Here is a 17,982-nt window from a genome sequence, read left to right on the forward strand (position 1 = left end):
TACTCTCATTTATGAAACATATAAAAAATTTAAACAGTGGCGTAAAATATATGCTTATGGCTTCACTGCTTTTTGCAGTTATGGGTGCATTTGCAAAACTGGCTTCAGCGCATATGAGCTCACTTGAAGTTGTTTTTTTTAGAAATATTTTTGGTGTGGTTTTTATAGGGTACGCTCTTTATAGAAGCCCAATGAAGAGCAAAGGTGGTAAGCCATTTCTGCTGTTTTTTAGAGGATTGATGGGCTTTTTAGCTCTTCTTGCATATTTTTACAATATCGCAAATATACCGCTTGGAGATGCTGTAACCTACTCAAAAACTGCACCTATCTTTACAGCGATTTTTGCATGGATATTTTTAAATGAAAAACTATCACTAAGTGCTTGGATTGCCGTATTTATCGGCTTTTTAGGGATTATTTTGATTGCGCAACCGAGTGGATTTGGGTTTAGTAAATATGATGTATTGGGAATCTTTAGCGGTATAGGTGCTGCTCTTGCATACACTTCAATCAGGGAGCTTAAAAACTATTATGATACAAGAATGATAGTTTTATCATTTACTTTAGTTGGAACAGTTGGTCCGATTTTACTCTTTATGCTCTCACACTATTTTTATATAGCTGAACTTGATTTTATGATGGGAGAGTTTGTTCTTCCTAGTGGAGTTGTTTGGGTTTATATTGTGGGACTTGGTACTTTGGGAACGCTATCTCAATACTTTATGACAAAAGCGTATGGAGAGACAAAAGCGGGAATTGTTGGGGCGGTTAGTTATACAAATATAGTTTTTGCTATTTTTATTGGAGTAGTGCTTGGAGACGCATATCCAAGTGTTGTAAGCGCATGTGGAATTGCTCTTATAGTCAGTGCTGGAATTATGGTTGCAAAATCAAAATAATTCTACATTAAACCCAATATGATATAATCACTTTCTATTTTTTAAAAGGCAAATATATGAAATTACTCGCTGGACCTTGCGTTATTGAGAGTGAAGAAAACATTTTTAAAATTGCAAAATCATTAGAGATTTATCAAAATGATAAAACAATCGATTTTTATTTTAAATCAAGTTTTGATAAAGCAAACCGTACGTCACTTGATAGTTTTCGTGGTTTGGGAATAGATGAGGGACTTAGAATTTTAGAGAAAGTTAAAAATGATTTTGGTTACAAAGTAGTCACTGATGTCCATGAGTCATGTCAAGTTGCTCAGGTTGCCGAAGTTGTAGATATGCTTCAGATACCTGCATTTTTATGCCGTCAAACAGACCTTCTTGTGGCATGTGCTAAAACTACAAAAGAGGTAAATATCAAAAAAGGGCAGTTTATAAACCCGCCTGATATGCGCTACTCTGTGGCAAAAGTGCTAAAAACTAGAGGCTGTGATGAGGTGAGTTACGAGGCTTCTAAAAAACATGGAGTCTATCTTTGTGAGAGAGGAAGCTCTTTTGGTTATGGAAATATCGTTGTAGATATGCGCTCTCTTGTTATCATGAGAGAGTTTGCACCGACTATCTTTGATGCGACCCACTCCGTTCAAGCTCCAGGTGCGCTTGGCGGAAAAACAGGCGGAGACAGAACTATGGTGCCATATCTCTCAAGTGCAGCCGCAGCGGTAGGAGTTGATGGTTTCTTTTTTGAGACACACTTTGACCCAAACATAGCGCTAAGTGATGGACCAAATATGATAAAACTTGATGAGCTAGAAGCACTGATAAATAAAATTAAAAAGATACGGGAGATATAAAATGCTTACTTTAACTATTGAAGATAAACAGATTGAGCGTATATTTCTTGATGAGTTTCATAGCAACAAAGAGAAATTTTTTGAGTTTATAAAACTTAGTTTTGATAGTAAGAGAAAAGATGAGAGTTTTGAGGAAGATTGGTCCTCTTTGGAAGATGAGATACAAAAAGGGATTGATTCGGGAGTGTGCAAACAATCTCATGAAGAGATTTGGAACGAACTTTTTAAAAAATATGTTTAAATTGGATTATTCTCAGAGATCTAAAAATGATTTAATTGCTATTTTTGAAGCCATTAAAAAAGATAAACCAAATGCGGCAAGGGAATATGCTCAAAAATTAAAAGAGTATATAGAGTTACTTGTAGCAAACCCAAATATGGGAAATAAGTGTAAAAACAAAAATGTAAAAATTGAATGTAGGGTTTTGGTTTTTAAATCTCATTTGGTTTTTTATAAGATAAAAGCTAAAGGGCTTTTAATAATTAGAATTATAAATTCTAAAGAAAATTACAATTCAAAACTATAAAAAAAGGAAAATAGATGAAGTTAATTGAAGGACAACTAAAAGTTGTAAATGGGAAAAAAGTTGCGATAGTTAGTACAAGATGGAACCACTTTATTGTTGATAGACTTGTTGAGGGTGCGAAGGATGCATTTGCTCGTCATGGCGGAGATGAGGCTGACTTGACACATATCTTAGTTCCAGGGGCGTTTGAGCTTCCTATGATTATTGACAAGCTTTTAGCAAGTGGAAAATATGATGCTATTTGTGCTCTTGGCGCTGTTATTCGTGGGGCAACACCACATTTTGATTATGTCTCTGCTGAGGCAACAAAAGGGATAGCGATGATGAGTCTAAAGCACCAAAAACCTGTCTCATTTGGTCTTTTAACAACTGACAATATTGAGCAGTCAATAGAGAGAGCTGGTACAAAAGCTGGTAACAAAGGTTTTGAAGCTATGACGGTTGTTATCGAGATGCTAGATTTGTATGAGAATATATAATTATGGCAACTAGACATCAAGCCAGAATGGCGGTTGTAAGCCTACTTTACGCATTTGACTTGGGTAATGGAAACATTGCAGAGCATACAGATGAGATTTTAGAAGAGAAGAAGATTAGAAACAAGCAAAAAGATTTTGCACTAACTCTTTATGAGGGTGTTATGGCAAACATAACTCCTGTCGATGTGGCAATTGTGAAACACCTTAAAGATTGGGATTTTGAGAGACTTGGAGCTATCGAGAGAGCAACTCTTAGACTTGCAACTTATGAGATACTTTTTGGCGAACTTGATTCTGCAGTCGTTATAAACGAAGCGGTTGAGATAACAAAAGCGTTTGGTACAGAGCAGTCACCTAAGTTTATAAATGGCGTATTAGACGCAATCTCTAAAGATAAGTAAACCACCTCATTGTTTGTACTTTTACTTCTTACTTTGAAGTAAGAGTAATTTTAAAGATATTTCTATTTTGCACGTATTCGTACTCTAGGTTCATGTTGTGCATCTGAAGTATAGCATTTACTATATACAGACCAAGTCCCATTCCATGATTTTTAAATTTTGTATCATTGTGAAAAGGTTTAAAGTAGTCGCGTAACGGCCTTTGAAGCTCTGCTCCTATTGATATAAAATGGAGCTGATTTGCTTCTTCTTTGATAATTATTTTAGAATCGCTTGAGTATTTTAAACCATTCTCAATTAGGTTTTTTAGTGCCAATGCAAATAGGTCCAAATCTATATCTATCACTCTTGTAGAAATCTCTTTGTGGATTATATTGTCACTATTTTCAAGCATTAGCATATCGATAGCTTTTTGCAGGGCACTCTCTATGGTGCAACTATACATATTTAGCTTGTAGTTGTTAGAAACTATCTGCTCAACCTTTGCAAAGTCGTCTATAAGCAAGTTGAGCTTTTCAAAGATAGTGATGATTCTATTTTTTTGTTTTTCATCATCTATAAGTTCACTCACAATTCTCCCTTTTGCAATAGGAGTTTTTAGCTCATGCATAACTGTTCGTAAAAAAAGTTGTCTTGATTTTAGTTGACGCTGTGTGTCATTTATGTTTTTTAAAATAAGATAGTAGATAAATGCAAAAAGCATAGCGACAAACAAGACAATAAATATATCAAGATAACTACGCTCAAATTTATTTGATTTATCTAACAAAAGCACTCTAAAGTGAGGTGCTAAAATATGCAAATAATAGTTCTCTTTTACAATAAATATCTCAAAACCATCTCTTTTAATAATCAGCTTATTTGGCAAAAACAAAATATCTTCTGGACTCTCAACCTCAATAAAATCAAGAGTATCCAAATATTTTATTACATTTTCTCTAGACATTCTCTCTTGTTTAATATGTTGCATAAATCTCTCATAGTTATGCATCACATTTTCATTTGCCCTCATCTCTTGCATTTGATGAAAAGGCAGAGATGCTAAAACAAGGAGTACAAATAAAAAAACGAACACGCTTGTGATTTTTGTTTTGAGTGAGAAAGTCATCTTCATTGTGAGAGTTTATATCCTAAACCACGGATTGAGTGTAGATATTTTGGATTTTTAGAGTCATCGCCAAGCTTACTGCGAAGTCTGCCGATAATCACATCTAAACTTTTGGAATAACTATCACTGAGGCTCTCGCAACTCTCAACGATTTGCTCTCGCGATACTACTGTGTTTGTGTTTTTAAGCAGACATAGCATAACCTCATACTCTGCATGAGTAAGCTCTAAATCATTCTCTTTGAAGACTATTTTTAAGCTCGATTTATCATATGTAAAATCACTTTTGACTATAGGATAGTTGCTCTTTTTTATCCGTCTTAAGAGGCTCTGGATAACAGCATACATCTCTTTTGGATCATAAGGTTTTGGCAGGTAATAATCAGCGCCCATCTGTAAGCCCATTATTTTATCGGTAGAGTCGCTTCTAGCACTTGAGATAATGATAGGAATGTCATATTTTCTTGCCACTTCACTACATACTTCAAGACCATCCATCCCAGGAAGTGTCAAATCCAAAATTAGCAAGTCGTACTTATCCACACCAGAACTAAGACCCAAAAAAGGGTCTTGAAAGTTTGTTATTTTAATATTGTATTTTTCTAAGTATTCGCCTAAAAAAAGTGAAAACTGAGGATCATCTTCAATCATTAAAATATTAATCATAACACCCTTCCTTTGCCATTTTTACTATGCGTAAAATGACATTGTATTGTAATTATCTGATTCCTTTAAAATTTGGCTCAAAGAATTGACAATAAATTTCTGCGTATCTTCCTTAGAGAGAGTGTTCTCCTCGGAATTATATTTATTTAAAAGGTCCATCACTTCTGTTTTTGCATCATCTTTAAGGCTTACAATTTTACTTGTATAGTCTAAAACAGTATCAAATGATGATGAAGTAGTGCTAGTTGTTGAATCATCTTCTTCATCAGAACTTAGCAGACTCTCTAGCAAATCAGACACACTCGACATCTCCTCTTTTTTTGGAGGTGGAGGTCCCATCGGTCTTCCGCCACCCTCTTTGCCTACACCAGCTAAATCCCCTATCTCTTTAGCGTCAAATCCTGAAGCAGCCATAGTGCTCTCCATCGCTTTAGAAGGCTCAATACCAGCTTCTTGCAAGGCTTTTACAATCTCTTGCGCATCACTTGCAGAGAGAGACTCTGAATCATACCCAGAGAGCAAATCTGATATAAATGCCTGTTGCTCAGTTGATAGACTGCTTGATTTAGTAGTACTACTCGTCTGCGCCTGATAAACTTGACTCGAACTTATTGAACTGATACTCATGGTTAACTCCTTTTTTGTTTTAAATAATCATATAGGCAGATTTTAAATAGGAGTTTAATTCAAAGTAAATGAAAGTAAATAGATTCTTATAACTTTGGAGCTATGCGCTATTTTTATATCTTTGTTGTAAAAAAAAAGGTAAAATCCAACCACTAAAAATGAAATGGCAATAAATGAAAAGATTGACAAAAGAAGAAGCCTTAGAGCTTATAAAAAACGCAGACCTTAAAGAGCTTGGGCGTATGGCAACAGAACGTAAAAAAGAGCTTCATCCCGATAACATAACAACTTTTGTGGTTGATAGAAACATCAACTATACAAACATCTGTTGGGTTGACTGTAAGTTTTGCGCATTTTACAGACATGAAAAAGATGCGGATGCTTATGTTTTAACATTTGATGAGATTGATGCAAAGATAGATGAACTGCTTGAAATTGGCGGTACACAGATACTTTTTCAAGGCGGTGTTCATCCAAAACTAAAGATAGAGTGGTATGAGGATTTGGTTGGGCATATCCATACCAAATACCCGACTATTACGATTCATGGCTTCTCCTCCATAGAGATAGATTTTATCGCTAAAGTTTCACGAATAAGCGTGGAAGAGGTTTTAGAGAGACTTCATGCAAAAGGTCTTGCTTCTATTCCTGGTGCTGGTGCTGAGATACTTAGCGATAAGGTCCGTGACATAATTGCTCCTAAAAAAATAGATAGCGAAGTTTGGGTTGATGTTCATAGAAAAGCTCATAAACTCGGCATTATGTCAACAGCTACCATGATGTACGGTACTGTTGAGAGCGATGAGGACATCATAGAGCATTTTGATATGATAAGAAAACTTCAAGATGAGAGCGGAGGCTTTCGTGCTTTTATTATGTGGAGTTTTCAGGGGCAAAATACTGAACTTTTACGCCTCATTCCAGATATGGAGAAACCATCATCAAACCGCTACCTAAGACTTCTCGCCGTTGCAAGGCTCTACCTTGATAATGTGCCAAATATCCAAAGCTCATGGGTAACGCAAGGTCCATATATCGGGCAGATGGCACTTATGTTTGGGGCAAATGATTTAGGTTCAACGATGATGGAAGAGAATGTTGTAAGTAGCGCTGGAGCAGCTTATACGATGGCAAAGAGCGAGATGGTGCATCTCATAAAAGATATAGGCGAAATACCAGCAGTACGAAATACTGCTTATGAAATTTTAGAGAAATTTGCATAGATGAAAAAAATAATTTTAACACTACTGATTTTAGGAAATATAATAATGGCAGCAACAATAGATAAGATAGAAGCAAAAGATATAAATGTACCTATGATTTTTGAACAAGACAAAAGATTGCCTCTTATAACAATGCAACTTGTTTTTACAAACAGCGGGAGTATAGCAGACACAAAAAAAGCAGGTCTTGCAAAATTTAGCGCAAAAGTTATGAACGAGGGTAGCAAAGCGCTAGGTTCAAGCGCCTTTGCAGAGGCACTTGAGAGTAGAGCCATTCACATCTCTGCAACAACGGGCAAAGAGACTTTTGTTATTGAGTTAGGATGTCTTAAAGAGGAGTTTGATGAGGGTCTTAAATATTTACAACTCCTTTTAAATGAGCCAAATTTTACTCCTGAGGTTATAAAAAAGATTAAAACAGCAACGCTTGGCTCTTTAGCAAACAAAGAGAGTGACTTTGACTATATCGCTGCAAATGAGTTAAAAGCTATTCTTTTTAAAGATAGTATTCTTGCACAGCCATCTTCTGGAACGGTTGCTAGTGTTAAGAGTATTGAACTTGATGATGTTAAAAATTTTATAAAAGAGAATCTTGTCTCTTCAAAACTAATTGTAGTTGTTGGTGGCGATACAGATATAGAAGAGATGAAGAGCAAGGCTGTAAAAATTATAGATACATTGGCAGTTGGAAGCAAGAGTGAAGTTATAAAATATGAAGTTACAAAAGAGCCTAAAGAGAGAGTGATAAAAAAAGATACACAACAAGCGTATCTTTATTTTGGCTCTCCTTATAATATCTCAGTAGATTCAGATGATTATTATAAAGCTAGAGTTTCTGCTTTTATTTTGGGTGCTGGTGGTTTTGGTTCAAGACTTATGGAAGAGATTAGGGTTAAGCGTGGTCTTGCTTACTCTGCATATGCGAGAGTAGATGTGAGTAAATCAAGCTCTAGCATGAATGGGCATCTACAAACAAAGTTAGAATCTCTTGAAGAGGCAAAAAAAAGCGTTAAGGCAATAGTTGAAGATTTTGTAAAAAATGGTGTGAAAAAAAGTGAACTTGAGCAGACAAAAAAGTTTTTACTTGGAAGTGAACCGCTTAGAGTGGAAACTATGAGCCAAAGACTAAATCGCACATTTATGGAGTACTACAACGGACATAAACTTGGGCATTCAGATAGAGAGTTAGAGCGCATCAAAAATCTTGAGCTTGAGGATTTAAACAGCTTTATAAAAGAGCACAAAGAGATTTTAGATATAAGTTTTGCGATAGTTACTAAGTAAAACTCTAGTTCAAGTAAAATAAATATTGCAAAACGCAATATTTTAAGAGGTAGTTCATAAAAAAAGATAGTATTTGGTACTAAGGATTTGAAATGAACATTACAAAAGAGCAAGAAGAGAAGTTTAAAAAGCTAGGCATAACTAGTTATAGTGAGCTCTCTTTGATAATCCCATCCCATTATGAAGATTTGCGACTTAGCTATAAACTTCAACCACACTCTATGCAACTAATTGACGCTACTGTTGAGGCAGTATATAGGGCTCCTAACTCACTTCAGATTACTTTTTTTGCACATAACTTCTCACATACAGTTACGGGTGTTATTTTTCGTCCAAAACCATATATGATGCATCAATTTAAAGTTGGCGAGAGAGACTACTACTATGGAATGATTGAGTGTAGAGGTGGATTGTGTAGTATAAATATGCCAAAAAAAGTAACAACAATTGGCGCAATAACTCCAAAATACAAATCGGCTCTAAGAAGCGATGTGATGCTCAGGCTCATGCAAAACAGCTTAACAAAAGAAAACTTACTTCTAGATGGACTTAGCAAAGATATAGCAGATGAAATTTTAAAACTGCACTCTCCAGATAACGTAATACCAAATTTAAAAGAGTTAGATGAAAAAACATTAGAAGCACTAAAATATATAGAACTTTTTGTCTATATGAGAGAATTGGCAAATAAAAGACGCTACTATCGCTCTCAATCAATCATGCCAAGTGAGTATGAAACATGGATGCAAACTTTACCATTTAAGCTAACAGAGGAGCAAATAAAAGCGATAGAGGATATAAGAGGAGATTTCTATAAGGAGTTTGCATCAAGAAGAGTAGTAGTAGGAGATGTTGGAAGTGGAAAAACTATGGTAATTTTAGCCTCTGCATTGATGAACTATCCAAGGCGCTCAGTTTTGATGGCACCAACAACGATTCTCGCAAATCAAATTTATGAAGAGGCAAAGAAGTATCTTCCTATGATGCGAATAGCTTTGGTTACAGGTAAAAATAAGAATATTGAGTTAGATGAGAATGATTTTATCATAGGCACCCATGCTCTTTTATATAGAGAGTTGCCAGAGGCTACTCTTATTATGGTTGATGAACAGCATAGGTTTGGAACGCAACAGAGAAATTTACTTGAAAAATTAGTAAGCAGTGAAGATAAAGGGAGTAGACAGGGAGATACAAAACCTCACTTTTTACAATTCTCAGCAACCCCGATACCACGAACACAAGCAATGATACAGAGCGCTCATATAGATGTTTCACTTATAACTTCAACACCTTTTAAAAAAGAGATAAAGAGCAGAGTCATACATAAAAGTGATTTTAAAGAGCTACTAGAACATATAAAAGAGGAGATAGCTCTTGGCAATCAAGTTCTTCTTGTATATCCACTTGTTGAGCAGAGTGAAGTTTTAGAGTATCAAAGTATTGATGAGGCGAGAGGTTTTTGGGAGAGTAGATTTGAGAATGTTTATGTAACTCACGGCAGAGATAAAGATAAAGAAGAGGTTTTGGTTGAGTTTGATAAAAAGGGAGATATTCTCATCGCTACTACCGTTGTAGAAGTTGGTATCTCTTTGAGTCGCCTTAGTACAGTTGTAATAGTTGGGGCGGAGAGATTGGGACTCTCAACTCTTCATCAGCTCCGAGGAAGAGTCAGCAGAACAGGTCTTAAGGGGTACTGTTTTTTATACACAAACCAAAACTCATCAGAGCGTTTGGATAAGTTTGTTGAGACAACAAGCGGATTTGATATCGCCAATCTTGATTTAAGATTTAGAAAAAGCGGAGATTTGCTAAGAGGACATAATCAAAGCGGAAATCAGTTCAGGTGGGTTGACTTGGCAGAAGACGCTGAGATAGTAAAAAGAGTAAGAGATGATTTGCTAAGTGGTTGATTTGTTTAAAAAGGTACGCAAAAAGAGAAAACTCCTTTTGCATAACTGCTAATAAAGCCCGAATTTACCGTCGTTTCTTTTGTATAGAACTCTTGTTTTGCCGTCATTATCTATAAAAATTTCAAAGAGTTTTTTGTTCTCTTTTATATCATTTAGTACATCTTCAACTTCACGAGGTTTGTATAAAGCCAACTCAACAGGAATAATTTCATCCTCCATAGCTTCACTCGCTTCATGTAGGTCTATGCCAACGTTTGCTTGAATTTTTGCTTCATTTATACCATCTTTGTGGTGTCCGCTCTCTCTATCATGTATGCGACGCATAGCTTTTTGTGCTCTTGCAATCGCCATATCAATTGCGGCATATAAATCTTGATCATTTTGCTCAATAACAATTGAGTTTTTATGAGCTAGATTTATCACAAACTCAACTACTGAGTGGTCTTTGCCTTTTTTTGTTTGAGTAGACGCTATTACGTTAACAGAGATTATATCCATGTTGTATTTGCTAAGTGTTTGTATCGAGGCATTCATATGTGCTTTGATAGCATCGGTTAGTTCAATATGGCGCCCAGTTAGTGATATATTCATAGTTTTATCCTTTAGTCTCTAAGTATAAATTATTATAGCATTAAAAGGTTTACAATATTTACAATTTAGAGCTTTTGGATTGTTCTTCTGTAGTAAGTTATAGGCTCAGTAGTTATGTTTTGATCAGTGTTGACGCTAACAGTTATATCCATTAAAACAGAGCCATTTTGTTCTGGCGTTGCTATGTTAAAGTAGTTCGTACAACCTCCAACCGCGCCAGTATATATATAGCGCATAGAGACATTTACGTCATAAATTCCATCCAAAGTTGTAGCTAAATTATTTGTACAACCATTTTGTGCAATCTTGAGCATTGCCAACTCAGCCGCACTTTTTGCATGAAGAGCCACTTGTTCATAGATATATACATCAACAGTTCTTTTGCTTGTTTGTGCCGTTAGAGAGAGTGAGAGAGTCATTATGGTCGCTATTATGATGATTACTATTATCGCCATAATCATAGCAAAGCCAGAGCGTCTTTGGAGACTCTTTTTGCTTTTCAAAGAGTTAAACTCTAAAATACTGTTTTTTCTTTGCATAAAGAGTAATCCTCCATTAAATCAGATTTTACACACACTTCTATTTTTAAAATAGAACCAGCCGCCATAAATCTAAATGTACTTACATTATCCATTAGTGTTATGGCAGTTCCGTTTGCCAAATATGTCTCACCTCTCCATGGTTGATAGTTATAATACAATGTAAGAGTACCTGTGTATGTTGTCAAATTATAGTCACGTATGCCAACTGCGTAAGCACTCCACGCAAGTTGATAGTATTCGTAAATATCAACCCCAGTAAAGTTGTTATCCGCACCTGTTGCTCCATTTATAGGGATAAATCGATTTTCTTCTCCAACAACGGCGCTTCTTCTTATGGGGTGCATAGCTCCATCTTGTGTGGCAAGTGCACCATTCCATCCATAGCCAGTTTGGGCATCGCTATCTGAACCTATAAAGTATAGAGCCGCATCATTGATACCGCTTGTACCATTTGAGAGTGCTCCTATGAGAGTGTTTATATCTGTTGTATTTGTTCCTGGCGAGACTAGAGCCGTCGTGCCAGATAAATCCATATCAACAATCCCGCTCCACAGAGGCAATACAGGCGCTGCTGCACTCTGGCCTCTAAAGCCTTCTATATCATAGCCTACCCATTCCAAGATAGGGGCAGTCAAAACAGTATTTCCAGCCACTGCCTGAAAGTTGCCATTTGTTTGTCTAGCGATTACAGAGTCTTTTATGCGGTACTGTAGTCTTGATGCGATAGTCTCTACCGCCATTGCGCTGTTTGCTTGAAGCGAGTTGTTTACTTTTGTAAAGATAAAACTTTTATACGCTTTTGATAACAACTCAACACCATAGTTGGCAAGAAGCCCCATGATAACAATAACAAAGATAAGTTCTAGGAGAGTAAAAGCGGCTCTAGGCATCAAAATCTCCTCTTGTAGTATTCAACTTCGCCGATGTTTGCGCTGCGAATACGTAGTCTTGTTAAGTGGTCTGGATTAGTAGTATCGAACACACTAACAATCAATTCTTTTACATTGTTGCTTAGTACACCATTTATGTCGTTGCTTTTAGTTATATTCATATCACTTGTATAGAGATCTTTATATCCAGTGGCATTTGCAGCAGCATTATCAAACATACCGCCCTTGTTATGAAAACTGGCATTTAATCCTAAGGTATTATCATGTGCCGTATAGTTTGTTCCAACAGCATTACTATCAAGGCATCTTCTGTTCACATGACCTGGTCTTTGCCTAGTAGTAGGATCACAATCACCATCTACATCAACCACTCTAGAGTAACCGCTTATAGCAAAATCCTCAGTAGATCTTCCATCCCAGTAGTACGAAGTAGCACCCATAAGTTCAGCAGAACCTGCAAAAATAGCTTCCTGTGCTATACTTTTTTCAACACCATCAGCATTTATTTGCATCATTATAGGTAGAGATACAATAGCTATAGACATAATGATAATCGCAAAAACAAGCTCTATTAAAGTAAAAGCTGCTCTGCTAAGAGTTTTTTTAGTTCTTACCAAATTACTCTCCTGTTTGTACTAGTTCCTAGGTTATTTGTTGTAGTAGTGTTGGTCTCATGAGCACCGCTCCATCCGCTAACACTGTCAAATTCTACTTGAAACTCGTTTCTAGTAGCAGTCGGATCACTTTCGTTGTAAATCAGCCAAGGAGAAGCGCCATTTTGCATAGTTGTTTTATATGGGTAAGCTTTACTTCCATCATAGCCAATTTGAGTAGTAGATGGATTTGCATCAGGATTGTCTGTTGCATCAACAATATCAGCAACCGCATTTGCTCCGCCTTTTTGAAGAACAATAGTAACATTGCCATCCGTTGCAGAGACGTGATTATCATTTATATACCATCTTGCATCACTTATTTTTCTCGATGCAGCTCCATTTGGAAGTAGTGCTGGGTTACACGTAGCCCCAAAGCAGAATGATTCAAAGTATATGTTTGCAGGTCCTCCAGCTCCTAGATTTACTCCAGTTCTTTGATATCTTTGCTTTGAAGCATTTGTTCGCCCATAAACAAAAGTGGCGTTCATATCGTTTGTTCTGTTAAAATCACTTCCTGTAACACCATCCGCATCAGCTATTTGTGTAATGTTAAAATCATTTCTAGCAATGTTGAATGGATTGTCTGGGTTTGTTTGATTTCTATCAAAATTGATTCTAAATGTTGTAACGCCGACTCCATTTGTAAAGTTTCCCTCTCCTGTTAGGAAAGTAGCTTGACTTCCAGTTTGATTAAGTAGTTGTGACGTAGAGTTTAAGTCATCAAAAAACTTAATTCTTGTTTGAGAATCACTCCAAGAAAGAATTTGATTGTTTGTTAAAGAGATGTTTGTGGTTGTATCACGAGAGAAACATCCTGCTGTATAGTTTGTAGCGGCACCACCACCATCAAGAGATGCAGTTGCGCTTAGCGTAAGAGGTGCAGACATTATTTGCTCATCTGCAATATATGTAAATCCTCCAATATTGTTTGCGTTAGCTAGTGTTAATGTGGAAGTGAATTTTTCTGGAATAAATGTAAAAGTTTTAGTTGATTCAACATTACATCCCACTTTACCATCACCATCAGGTGTATTCTCTTTGCTGCCAACCAGACAATCGCCTTTGGTTTGATCTGAAGATTCAGTGCTCCATTGGCTATCTGTAAGCTTAAACTCTATATTCCCGATATTAGGATATGTAACAAGTGCTGTAACTTGCCCATCAACAAACGGAATTCCTACATTTGTGTATTCGATAGGTGTTGGCAATGCACATCCAACAGGAACTATAAGCTGTGTTGTAGCACTTTTATCTACGGTGTTATGAATTGTTTGCGTATAATTAAGTGCAGGAGTTGTTGGTGCTCCATCATGGGCCGCTGTAAATGTAAAACTATGTATGCGATTGCCGATAAGTGGCGGATCGTTTGCGACTATTTCAAATGTTGCTGGGCGAATAGCAAAAGAGTCCCTCGAGCATACCGTTGTTGCACTAGTAACCATTTTAAATAGTGCATTTTTAGAGGCTGCAGTTGGAGTTACTGTTGTTTCTTTATATTTTTCAGTTGAAAAATGTAGTTCACTAGTAGTTGATAGCAGAGTATTCGCATCTGAACAATCTCCACTGCTTGGTACTTCTACTATTGATAGATTTAAATCTCCGCTCCATGATGTCGGAGTAATGTTGTCATTAGCAAATGAGATTACGTGAACATCAAAAGGCTTATTAACTATTTGAGTATAAAGAGCATTTTTTACATCAGCTGGGTCAACTGGGTCTGGACCACTTACTAAATCAATACCAGAATTAGAGCGAACAGTATTGTATTTTCCAATTACTGGAATGTAAACGCCAAAACTGTTGTTAAAATCTTGACATTTTCGTATAGGAATCCCAGTAAAATCTATATCTAGTTGGCTATTACGATAGCTTACTAGGTAGATGTTTTCACTAGCGTTTTGATCACCTACCTCTGCTTTGTATTTAAACTTAGTCTCAGCACCCTTGTCAATGGTTCCACCTGAAGCTTGTGTAGCACCAGTTCCAAGTAAAAATTTTGCAGTTGCTGCACCTGTGGAGTATTCTGCGGTGTCATCCCCAATTGTATCTGTTTTAGCGCTGTATGCTGTCCCAGGAATTGGGGCTATTTGCATTGAGCCGTCTATGTATGTGATTTCATTAGGCTTATTAAATCTTTTTTCTATAAAAACACCTTTTGCAGGTTCATTATCTTTGTTTGTTATGGTTACTTCATACTCTACTTCATCGCCTGTTTCAGGTATGTTTGAACCTTCTATCTTTTTACCATTAAACGAAAGATCTTCAATATAACAGACATCTGGAGTATAAAGCTGTGTGGAAAATGCAAAAATCCCAGGGTTGTACACATCATCACCAGTGCTTAAGTTAATTGTGGTAGATGTTTGGCTGTTTAATATAATTCCTAAGGCACCAACATCATAAGTTTTTATATCAATTCCGATTACATTACCATAGTTTGGAGCACGAGTATCACTGCCAGTTTGTGTAATAGATGAGCCCATAGGATTGTAATTACCACTCGTTTTAGATGCCGTTCCGTCATCTTTTAGATAGTATTTTGTGTTGCTTTTGTCTGTTAAGGAGATTTTATCTTTTTTGTAGTTTATATCTCCTTCACTCGCAAAAATCATAAAAGAGGAGTTGACGGCTCCTTTACTTGGAGTTAAGAAGCCAGAGAGCGTTTTTTCAACAGATTTGCTACTGCTAACAGCACCAAAGCCATCATAAATGGTAATGTTTTTCAAAGTGTCGCTAGGGTCTTCATAGACTATAACCATGGACCAGCCTCCAAAATGACCAGGTGTATAATTGTCACCATAAGCTTCACCTTCAGGGCTGACTATATTATTAATATTTGCAACTTGATAAGTACCTGCTCCTGCACTTCTTAAAATTGAAGTGACTTCTTTGACTCCTTGGTAATACATGGCACTGGTACTCGTAGTGTTTTTTATCCAGTTGAAGCGATTATTGTATGTCTCTGCTGAGACTTCTCTATATGAGGTGTCCCCAGGTGCTTTTAACTTTATTGTTTGAACATCTTCCATGTCAGTACTCGAAGCAGTCCCTTTTATCCCAGCTTGCCAATAGAGAGCTGCCCATAAAATATTTTCTTTATTCACGCCGCTTGGCAGAGCAAAAGTATAAGAGGTAGAGTTTACGATAGAGGAGTCAGAACTATCGCTTCCTAATTTATAAAATAAAGTGTCTAATTCGTTATTGTTTTTATCGTTATCTGGTTCTGAACAACTGCTCCCATTTTTTTTACATAAAATAGAGTTACCAATGATTTTCATATTTCCATTGATGTTATCTTTAAAGATTATTTCAAAATCACGAGGATTATCTTTGGTGTAGTCAGCACAAAGGCTTAACTTCTCTGTATACTCGGTGTTTCCTATCTTGTATGAAGCATAGTATGCTTCCGCTGAAAAACCCATAGAAATGGTATTTTTGTAATAGATACTATGAGTTGTTCCTTTCGCATAATCATCCGTTCGATACACGATACCTTTGCCAAACATATTAAAGTCTATAAGGCTATTGAAGTTTATGTAGCTATTTAAGGTTGATTCAACTTCTGCCGCATCAGCATCTTTTTTTGTAGTTTTCTCTTGTCCATCAATACCTATTTTGTTGGCCAAGTCGAATTCAAAGCCACTGAAGGCATGAAGTATGGTAGTATCTTTTATGTTTGAATTACTAATATTTTTAATGGTTGTTGTAGTTGTACATCCAATGTCAAAAAGACCAAAACACATAAAACCACTAGTTACTGGCTTTTCATAACACATATTAGCCGCACCAATTAAATAGTTAGTGCTTAAAAACAGTGCAAAGAACAATTTTAATAAAATTTTATGTAAAGATTTCATGATTCTTTCTCCATTATACTATAGCAAATTAAGCTATGTTAGCAAAGATATGATATGCGAATGCTTAAATAGAATGAAAATAATAATTTTTTTTATATTAAAAAGATTACTACAAGAGAAAGAAGTCGCCAATGTTTCACTCTTCATGATATAGTTGGCGTACGATAAATATAAAAAATTTTATAATCTACTTTTTTAAATAAGCAGAAATTTTCTCAGCGCTTATCGTCCCTCCAGTAGATGGAGCTGTTACAATAAAAAATCTTTGTTTACTGTTATTTTTATTGATAGTTCTAAAATCACATACTGCATTACTTACTGAAAGAATAGAGCTTGATCCCGACCGCATCGTCTTTAAACTCCAAACATTCCCACTCATTTTCCCCAAAAATATCAACTCTCTGATATTCTCATCGCTTGACTTTTGAGACTGTCGGCATTTTTAGGGAAAATGGATTAGGTTCATAATATGTTCACTAAGTAAATTGCTAAATTTTTCAGCTCTTATCCATGAATCTTGGGCAATAAAATCAACAATTGCTTCTAGTTCAGTAAAAAACCGATCTGTTTTATACACTTGCATATCTTGCTCTTATGCGTTGCATCATCGCATCCATTCCGTCTTGAAATGGTGTCAAGGGCATTACACCATCATCAATCTCTTTGATTCGCTTTTGAAGCTCCTGAACCATGGGGTCACTATTTACGACTAGTTTATCCTCTTTTTTTTGAACTTCAAATTTTTTAATGACATCGCTCTTTAACAAGCTTATCATCGTCATAAACTGCTCAAAGTTGCTATCTTCTATTTCTAATGTAACTGTTTTCATCTTTGGCTCCTTCTACTTGCTCATAAAATCAAGAAAATTTATACACTTAATCTTTACATTATACAAATAGATGTACTTAAAAATTACTGAATGAGTTTTTTTTGCCAAGTTTGTGGAGAAGTAGTTTGGGTTTAGACTGCACGGAGCAATCTAAAAGATATACGTAGAAGTCTATTTTTTCAAATAAGCAGAAATTTTCTCTGCAACACCATATTTTGTAGATTCAGACAATATTATTTGCGCAGCTTTTTTATTGTCTGTGTTAAATACCATTGGACCGATAAAGTTCACAAAAGAGTCTTCTACTGGAGTTTGAATGATAATAATATTTAAAATAAGTATATTTGACTTTTCATCTACTTCAAGCAGTGCTTGAGTTGCGTCTGGTATCTCAAAATCGTACTCTCTTAAAACAAAAGGATTAATAAGAGTAAAAGATATGTGCTCATCAGTAGAAGATTGCATACGCATAAAAGCGTCATCTATTTTTTCCAGAGTAACTTCTTTTATATTTTCAAAGCCTAAAATAGGTACACAGATATCAAATTTCATAAAAACCCTTATATTTAATTTTGTTGATTGTAACACTTTAAGCATAAAATGTACCTAGTTTAATGAGCGTTGTATATCTTTTGGATAAAATAA

General features: G+C 35.9%; 19 protein-coding genes. 9 read left to right on the forward strand and 10 right to left on the reverse strand.

All coding sequences use genetic code 11. The annotated features are described in order from the left end of the window. The first annotated feature begins 11 nt into the window (after positions 1–11). The 6 genes from AC6H33_RS01830 to nusB are packed head-to-tail and all read left to right on the forward strand — an operon-like array spanning position 12 to position 3,154. On the forward strand, positions 12–899 hold the full coding sequence (locus AC6H33_RS01830) for a DMT family transporter (protein WP_497605273.1): 888 nt from the start codon (positions 12–14) through the stop codon (positions 897–899). Positions 900–955: 56 nt separating this feature from the next. Continuing rightward, positions 956–1,747, forward strand: a complete 792-nt coding sequence (gene kdsA, locus AC6H33_RS01835; protein WP_497605274.1) for a 3-deoxy-8-phosphooctulonate synthase — start codon at positions 956–958, stop codon at positions 1,745–1,747. Between the two features lies 1 nt (position 1,748). Continuing rightward, a complete protein-coding gene (locus AC6H33_RS01840; protein WP_497605275.1) occupies positions 1,749–1,988 on the forward strand; it encodes a hypothetical protein in 240 nt (79 codons plus the stop codon). A 1-nt stretch (position 1,989) separates the two neighbouring features. Continuing rightward, the gene (locus AC6H33_RS01845; RefSeq protein ID WP_497605276.1) at positions 1,990–2,274 is read left to right on the forward strand and encodes a type II toxin-antitoxin system RelE/ParE family toxin; all 285 of its coding nucleotides are present in this window, start codon (positions 1,990–1,992) and stop codon (positions 2,272–2,274) included. Positions 2,275–2,288: 14 nt separating this feature from the next. After that, positions 2,289–2,753, forward strand: a complete 465-nt coding sequence (gene ribH / locus AC6H33_RS01850) for a 6,7-dimethyl-8-ribityllumazine synthase (RefSeq protein WP_497605277.1) — start codon at positions 2,289–2,291, stop codon at positions 2,751–2,753. 2 nt (positions 2,754–2,755) lie between these two features. Continuing rightward, positions 2,756–3,154 (forward strand): transcription antitermination factor NusB, encoded by a 399-nt coding sequence (gene nusB, locus AC6H33_RS01855; protein WP_497605278.1) that lies wholly within the window; start codon positions 2,756–2,758, stop codon positions 3,152–3,154. A 28-nt stretch (positions 3,155–3,182) separates the two neighbouring features. Here the strand turns inward: nusB and AC6H33_RS01860 are convergent, their stop codons facing one another. The 3 genes from AC6H33_RS01860 to AC6H33_RS01870 are packed head-to-tail and all read right to left on the reverse strand — an operon-like array spanning position 3,183 to position 5,554. After that, positions 3,183–4,268, reverse strand: coding sequence for an ArsS family sensor histidine kinase (locus AC6H33_RS01860; protein WP_497605279.1), 1,086 nt, complete (start codon positions 4,266–4,268; stop codon positions 3,183–3,185). Beyond that, positions 4,265–4,927, reverse strand: a complete 663-nt coding sequence (locus AC6H33_RS01865) for a response regulator transcription factor (RefSeq protein WP_497605280.1) — start codon at positions 4,925–4,927, stop codon at positions 4,265–4,267. Before AC6H33_RS01865 ends, AC6H33_RS01860 begins: the two co-directional genes overlap by 4 nt. Positions 4,928–4,951: 24 nt before the next feature. Continuing rightward, the gene (locus AC6H33_RS01870; protein WP_497605281.1) at positions 4,952–5,554 is read right to left on the reverse strand and encodes a hypothetical protein; all 603 of its coding nucleotides are present in this window, start codon (positions 5,552–5,554) and stop codon (positions 4,952–4,954) included. A 173-nt stretch (positions 5,555–5,727) separates the two neighbouring features. Here AC6H33_RS01870 and AC6H33_RS01875 point away from each other — a divergent pair, with 173 nt between their 5' ends. From AC6H33_RS01875 to recG, 3 genes are all read left to right on the forward strand, one after another. Next, a complete protein-coding gene (locus AC6H33_RS01875; protein ID WP_497605282.1) occupies positions 5,728–6,777 on the forward strand; it encodes a dehypoxanthine futalosine cyclase in 1,050 nt (349 codons plus the stop codon). Further along, on the forward strand, positions 6,778–8,061 hold the full coding sequence (locus AC6H33_RS01880) for a M16 family metallopeptidase (protein ID WP_497605283.1): 1,284 nt from the start codon (positions 6,778–6,780) through the stop codon (positions 8,059–8,061). Between the two features lie 92 nt (positions 8,062–8,153). Continuing rightward, positions 8,154–9,971 carry an ATP-dependent DNA helicase RecG gene (gene recG / locus AC6H33_RS01885; protein ID WP_497605284.1) on the forward strand — a complete coding sequence of 606 codons (1,818 nt, stop codon included), beginning with the start codon at positions 8,154–8,156 and terminating at the stop codon, positions 9,969–9,971. A gap of 48 nt (positions 9,972–10,019) precedes the next feature. On the opposite strand, the gene hpf is transcribed toward recG, so the two are convergent. The 7 genes from hpf to fliW form a co-directional block, all read right to left on the reverse strand. Beyond that, on the reverse strand, positions 10,020–10,562 hold the full coding sequence (gene hpf / locus AC6H33_RS01890) for a ribosome hibernation-promoting factor, HPF/YfiA family (protein WP_497605285.1): 543 nt from the start codon (positions 10,560–10,562) through the stop codon (positions 10,020–10,022). A gap of 65 nt (positions 10,563–10,627) precedes the next feature. After that, a complete protein-coding gene (locus tag AC6H33_RS01895; protein WP_497605286.1) occupies positions 10,628–11,101 on the reverse strand; it encodes a hypothetical protein in 474 nt (157 codons plus the stop codon). Next, a complete protein-coding gene (locus AC6H33_RS01900) occupies positions 11,077–11,994 on the reverse strand; it encodes a type II secretion system protein (RefSeq protein WP_497605287.1) in 918 nt (305 codons plus the stop codon). The genes AC6H33_RS01895 and AC6H33_RS01900 overlap by 25 nt, the downstream gene beginning before the upstream one ends. Then, positions 11,994–12,611: a type II secretion system protein gene (locus AC6H33_RS01905; protein WP_497605288.1), complete on the reverse strand. Its 618-nt coding sequence runs from the start codon at positions 12,609–12,611 to the stop codon at positions 11,994–11,996. The genes AC6H33_RS01900 and AC6H33_RS01905 overlap by 1 nt, the downstream gene beginning before the upstream one ends. Next, on the reverse strand, positions 12,605–16,507 hold the full coding sequence (locus AC6H33_RS01910; RefSeq protein ID WP_497605289.1) for a hypothetical protein: 3,903 nt from the start codon (positions 16,505–16,507) through the stop codon (positions 12,605–12,607). The genes AC6H33_RS01905 and AC6H33_RS01910 overlap by 7 nt, the downstream gene beginning before the upstream one ends. A gap of 569 nt (positions 16,508–17,076) precedes the next feature. Further along, the gene (locus AC6H33_RS01915; protein ID WP_497605290.1) at positions 17,077–17,337 is read right to left on the reverse strand and encodes a hypothetical protein; all 261 of its coding nucleotides are present in this window, start codon (positions 17,335–17,337) and stop codon (positions 17,077–17,079) included. Between the two features lie 171 nt (positions 17,338–17,508). Then, positions 17,509–17,889 carry a flagellar assembly protein FliW gene (gene fliW / locus AC6H33_RS01920; protein ID WP_497605291.1) on the reverse strand — a complete coding sequence of 127 codons (381 nt, stop codon included), beginning with the start codon at positions 17,887–17,889 and terminating at the stop codon, positions 17,509–17,511. Positions 17,890–17,982 lie beyond the last annotated feature (93 nt).

It is taken from the genome of Sulfurimonas limnophila, assembly GCF_059705345.1.

Excerpts from the sequence above, each read along its gene's own strand:
- AC6H33_RS01830 (WP_497605273.1), top strand. The coding sequence starts at position 12 with ATGAAACATATAAAAAATTTAAACAGTGGCGTAAAATATATGCTTATG.
- kdsA (WP_497605274.1), top strand. The coding sequence starts at position 956 with ATGAAATTACTCGCTGGACCTTGCGTTATTGAGAGTGAAGAAAACATT.
- AC6H33_RS01840 (WP_497605275.1), top strand. The coding sequence starts at position 1,749 with ATGCTTACTTTAACTATTGAAGATAAACAGATTGAGCGTATATTTCTT.
- ribH (WP_497605277.1), top strand. The coding sequence starts at position 2,289 with ATGAAGTTAATTGAAGGACAACTAAAAGTTGTAAATGGGAAAAAAGTT.
- nusB (WP_497605278.1), top strand. The coding sequence starts at position 2,756 with ATGGCAACTAGACATCAAGCCAGAATGGCGGTTGTAAGCCTACTTTAC.
- AC6H33_RS01860 (WP_497605279.1), bottom strand. The coding sequence starts at position 4,268 with ATGAAGATGACTTTCTCACTCAAAACAAAAATCACAAGCGTGTTCGTT.
- AC6H33_RS01865 (WP_497605280.1), bottom strand. The coding sequence starts at position 4,927 with ATGATTAATATTTTAATGATTGAAGATGATCCTCAGTTTTCACTTTTT.
- AC6H33_RS01870 (WP_497605281.1), bottom strand. The coding sequence starts at position 5,554 with ATGAGTATCAGTTCAATAAGTTCGAGTCAAGTTTATCAGGCGCAGACG.
- AC6H33_RS01875 (WP_497605282.1), top strand. The coding sequence starts at position 5,728 with ATGAAAAGATTGACAAAAGAAGAAGCCTTAGAGCTTATAAAAAACGCA.
- AC6H33_RS01880 (WP_497605283.1), top strand. The coding sequence starts at position 6,778 with ATGAAAAAAATAATTTTAACACTACTGATTTTAGGAAATATAATAATG.
- recG (WP_497605284.1), top strand. The coding sequence starts at position 8,154 with ATGAACATTACAAAAGAGCAAGAAGAGAAGTTTAAAAAGCTAGGCATA.
- hpf (WP_497605285.1), bottom strand. The coding sequence starts at position 10,562 with ATGAATATATCACTAACTGGGCGCCATATTGAACTAACCGATGCTATC.
- AC6H33_RS01895 (WP_497605286.1), bottom strand. The coding sequence starts at position 11,101 with ATGCAAAGAAAAAACAGTATTTTAGAGTTTAACTCTTTGAAAAGCAAA.
- AC6H33_RS01900 (WP_497605287.1), bottom strand. The coding sequence starts at position 11,994 with ATGCCTAGAGCCGCTTTTACTCTCCTAGAACTTATCTTTGTTATTGTT.
- AC6H33_RS01910 (WP_497605289.1), bottom strand. The coding sequence starts at position 16,507 with ATGAAATCTTTACATAAAATTTTATTAAAATTGTTCTTTGCACTGTTT.
- AC6H33_RS01915 (WP_497605290.1), bottom strand. The coding sequence starts at position 17,337 with ATGAAAACAGTTACATTAGAAATAGAAGATAGCAACTTTGAGCAGTTT.
- fliW (WP_497605291.1), bottom strand. The coding sequence starts at position 17,889 with ATGAAATTTGATATCTGTGTACCTATTTTAGGCTTTGAAAATATAAAA.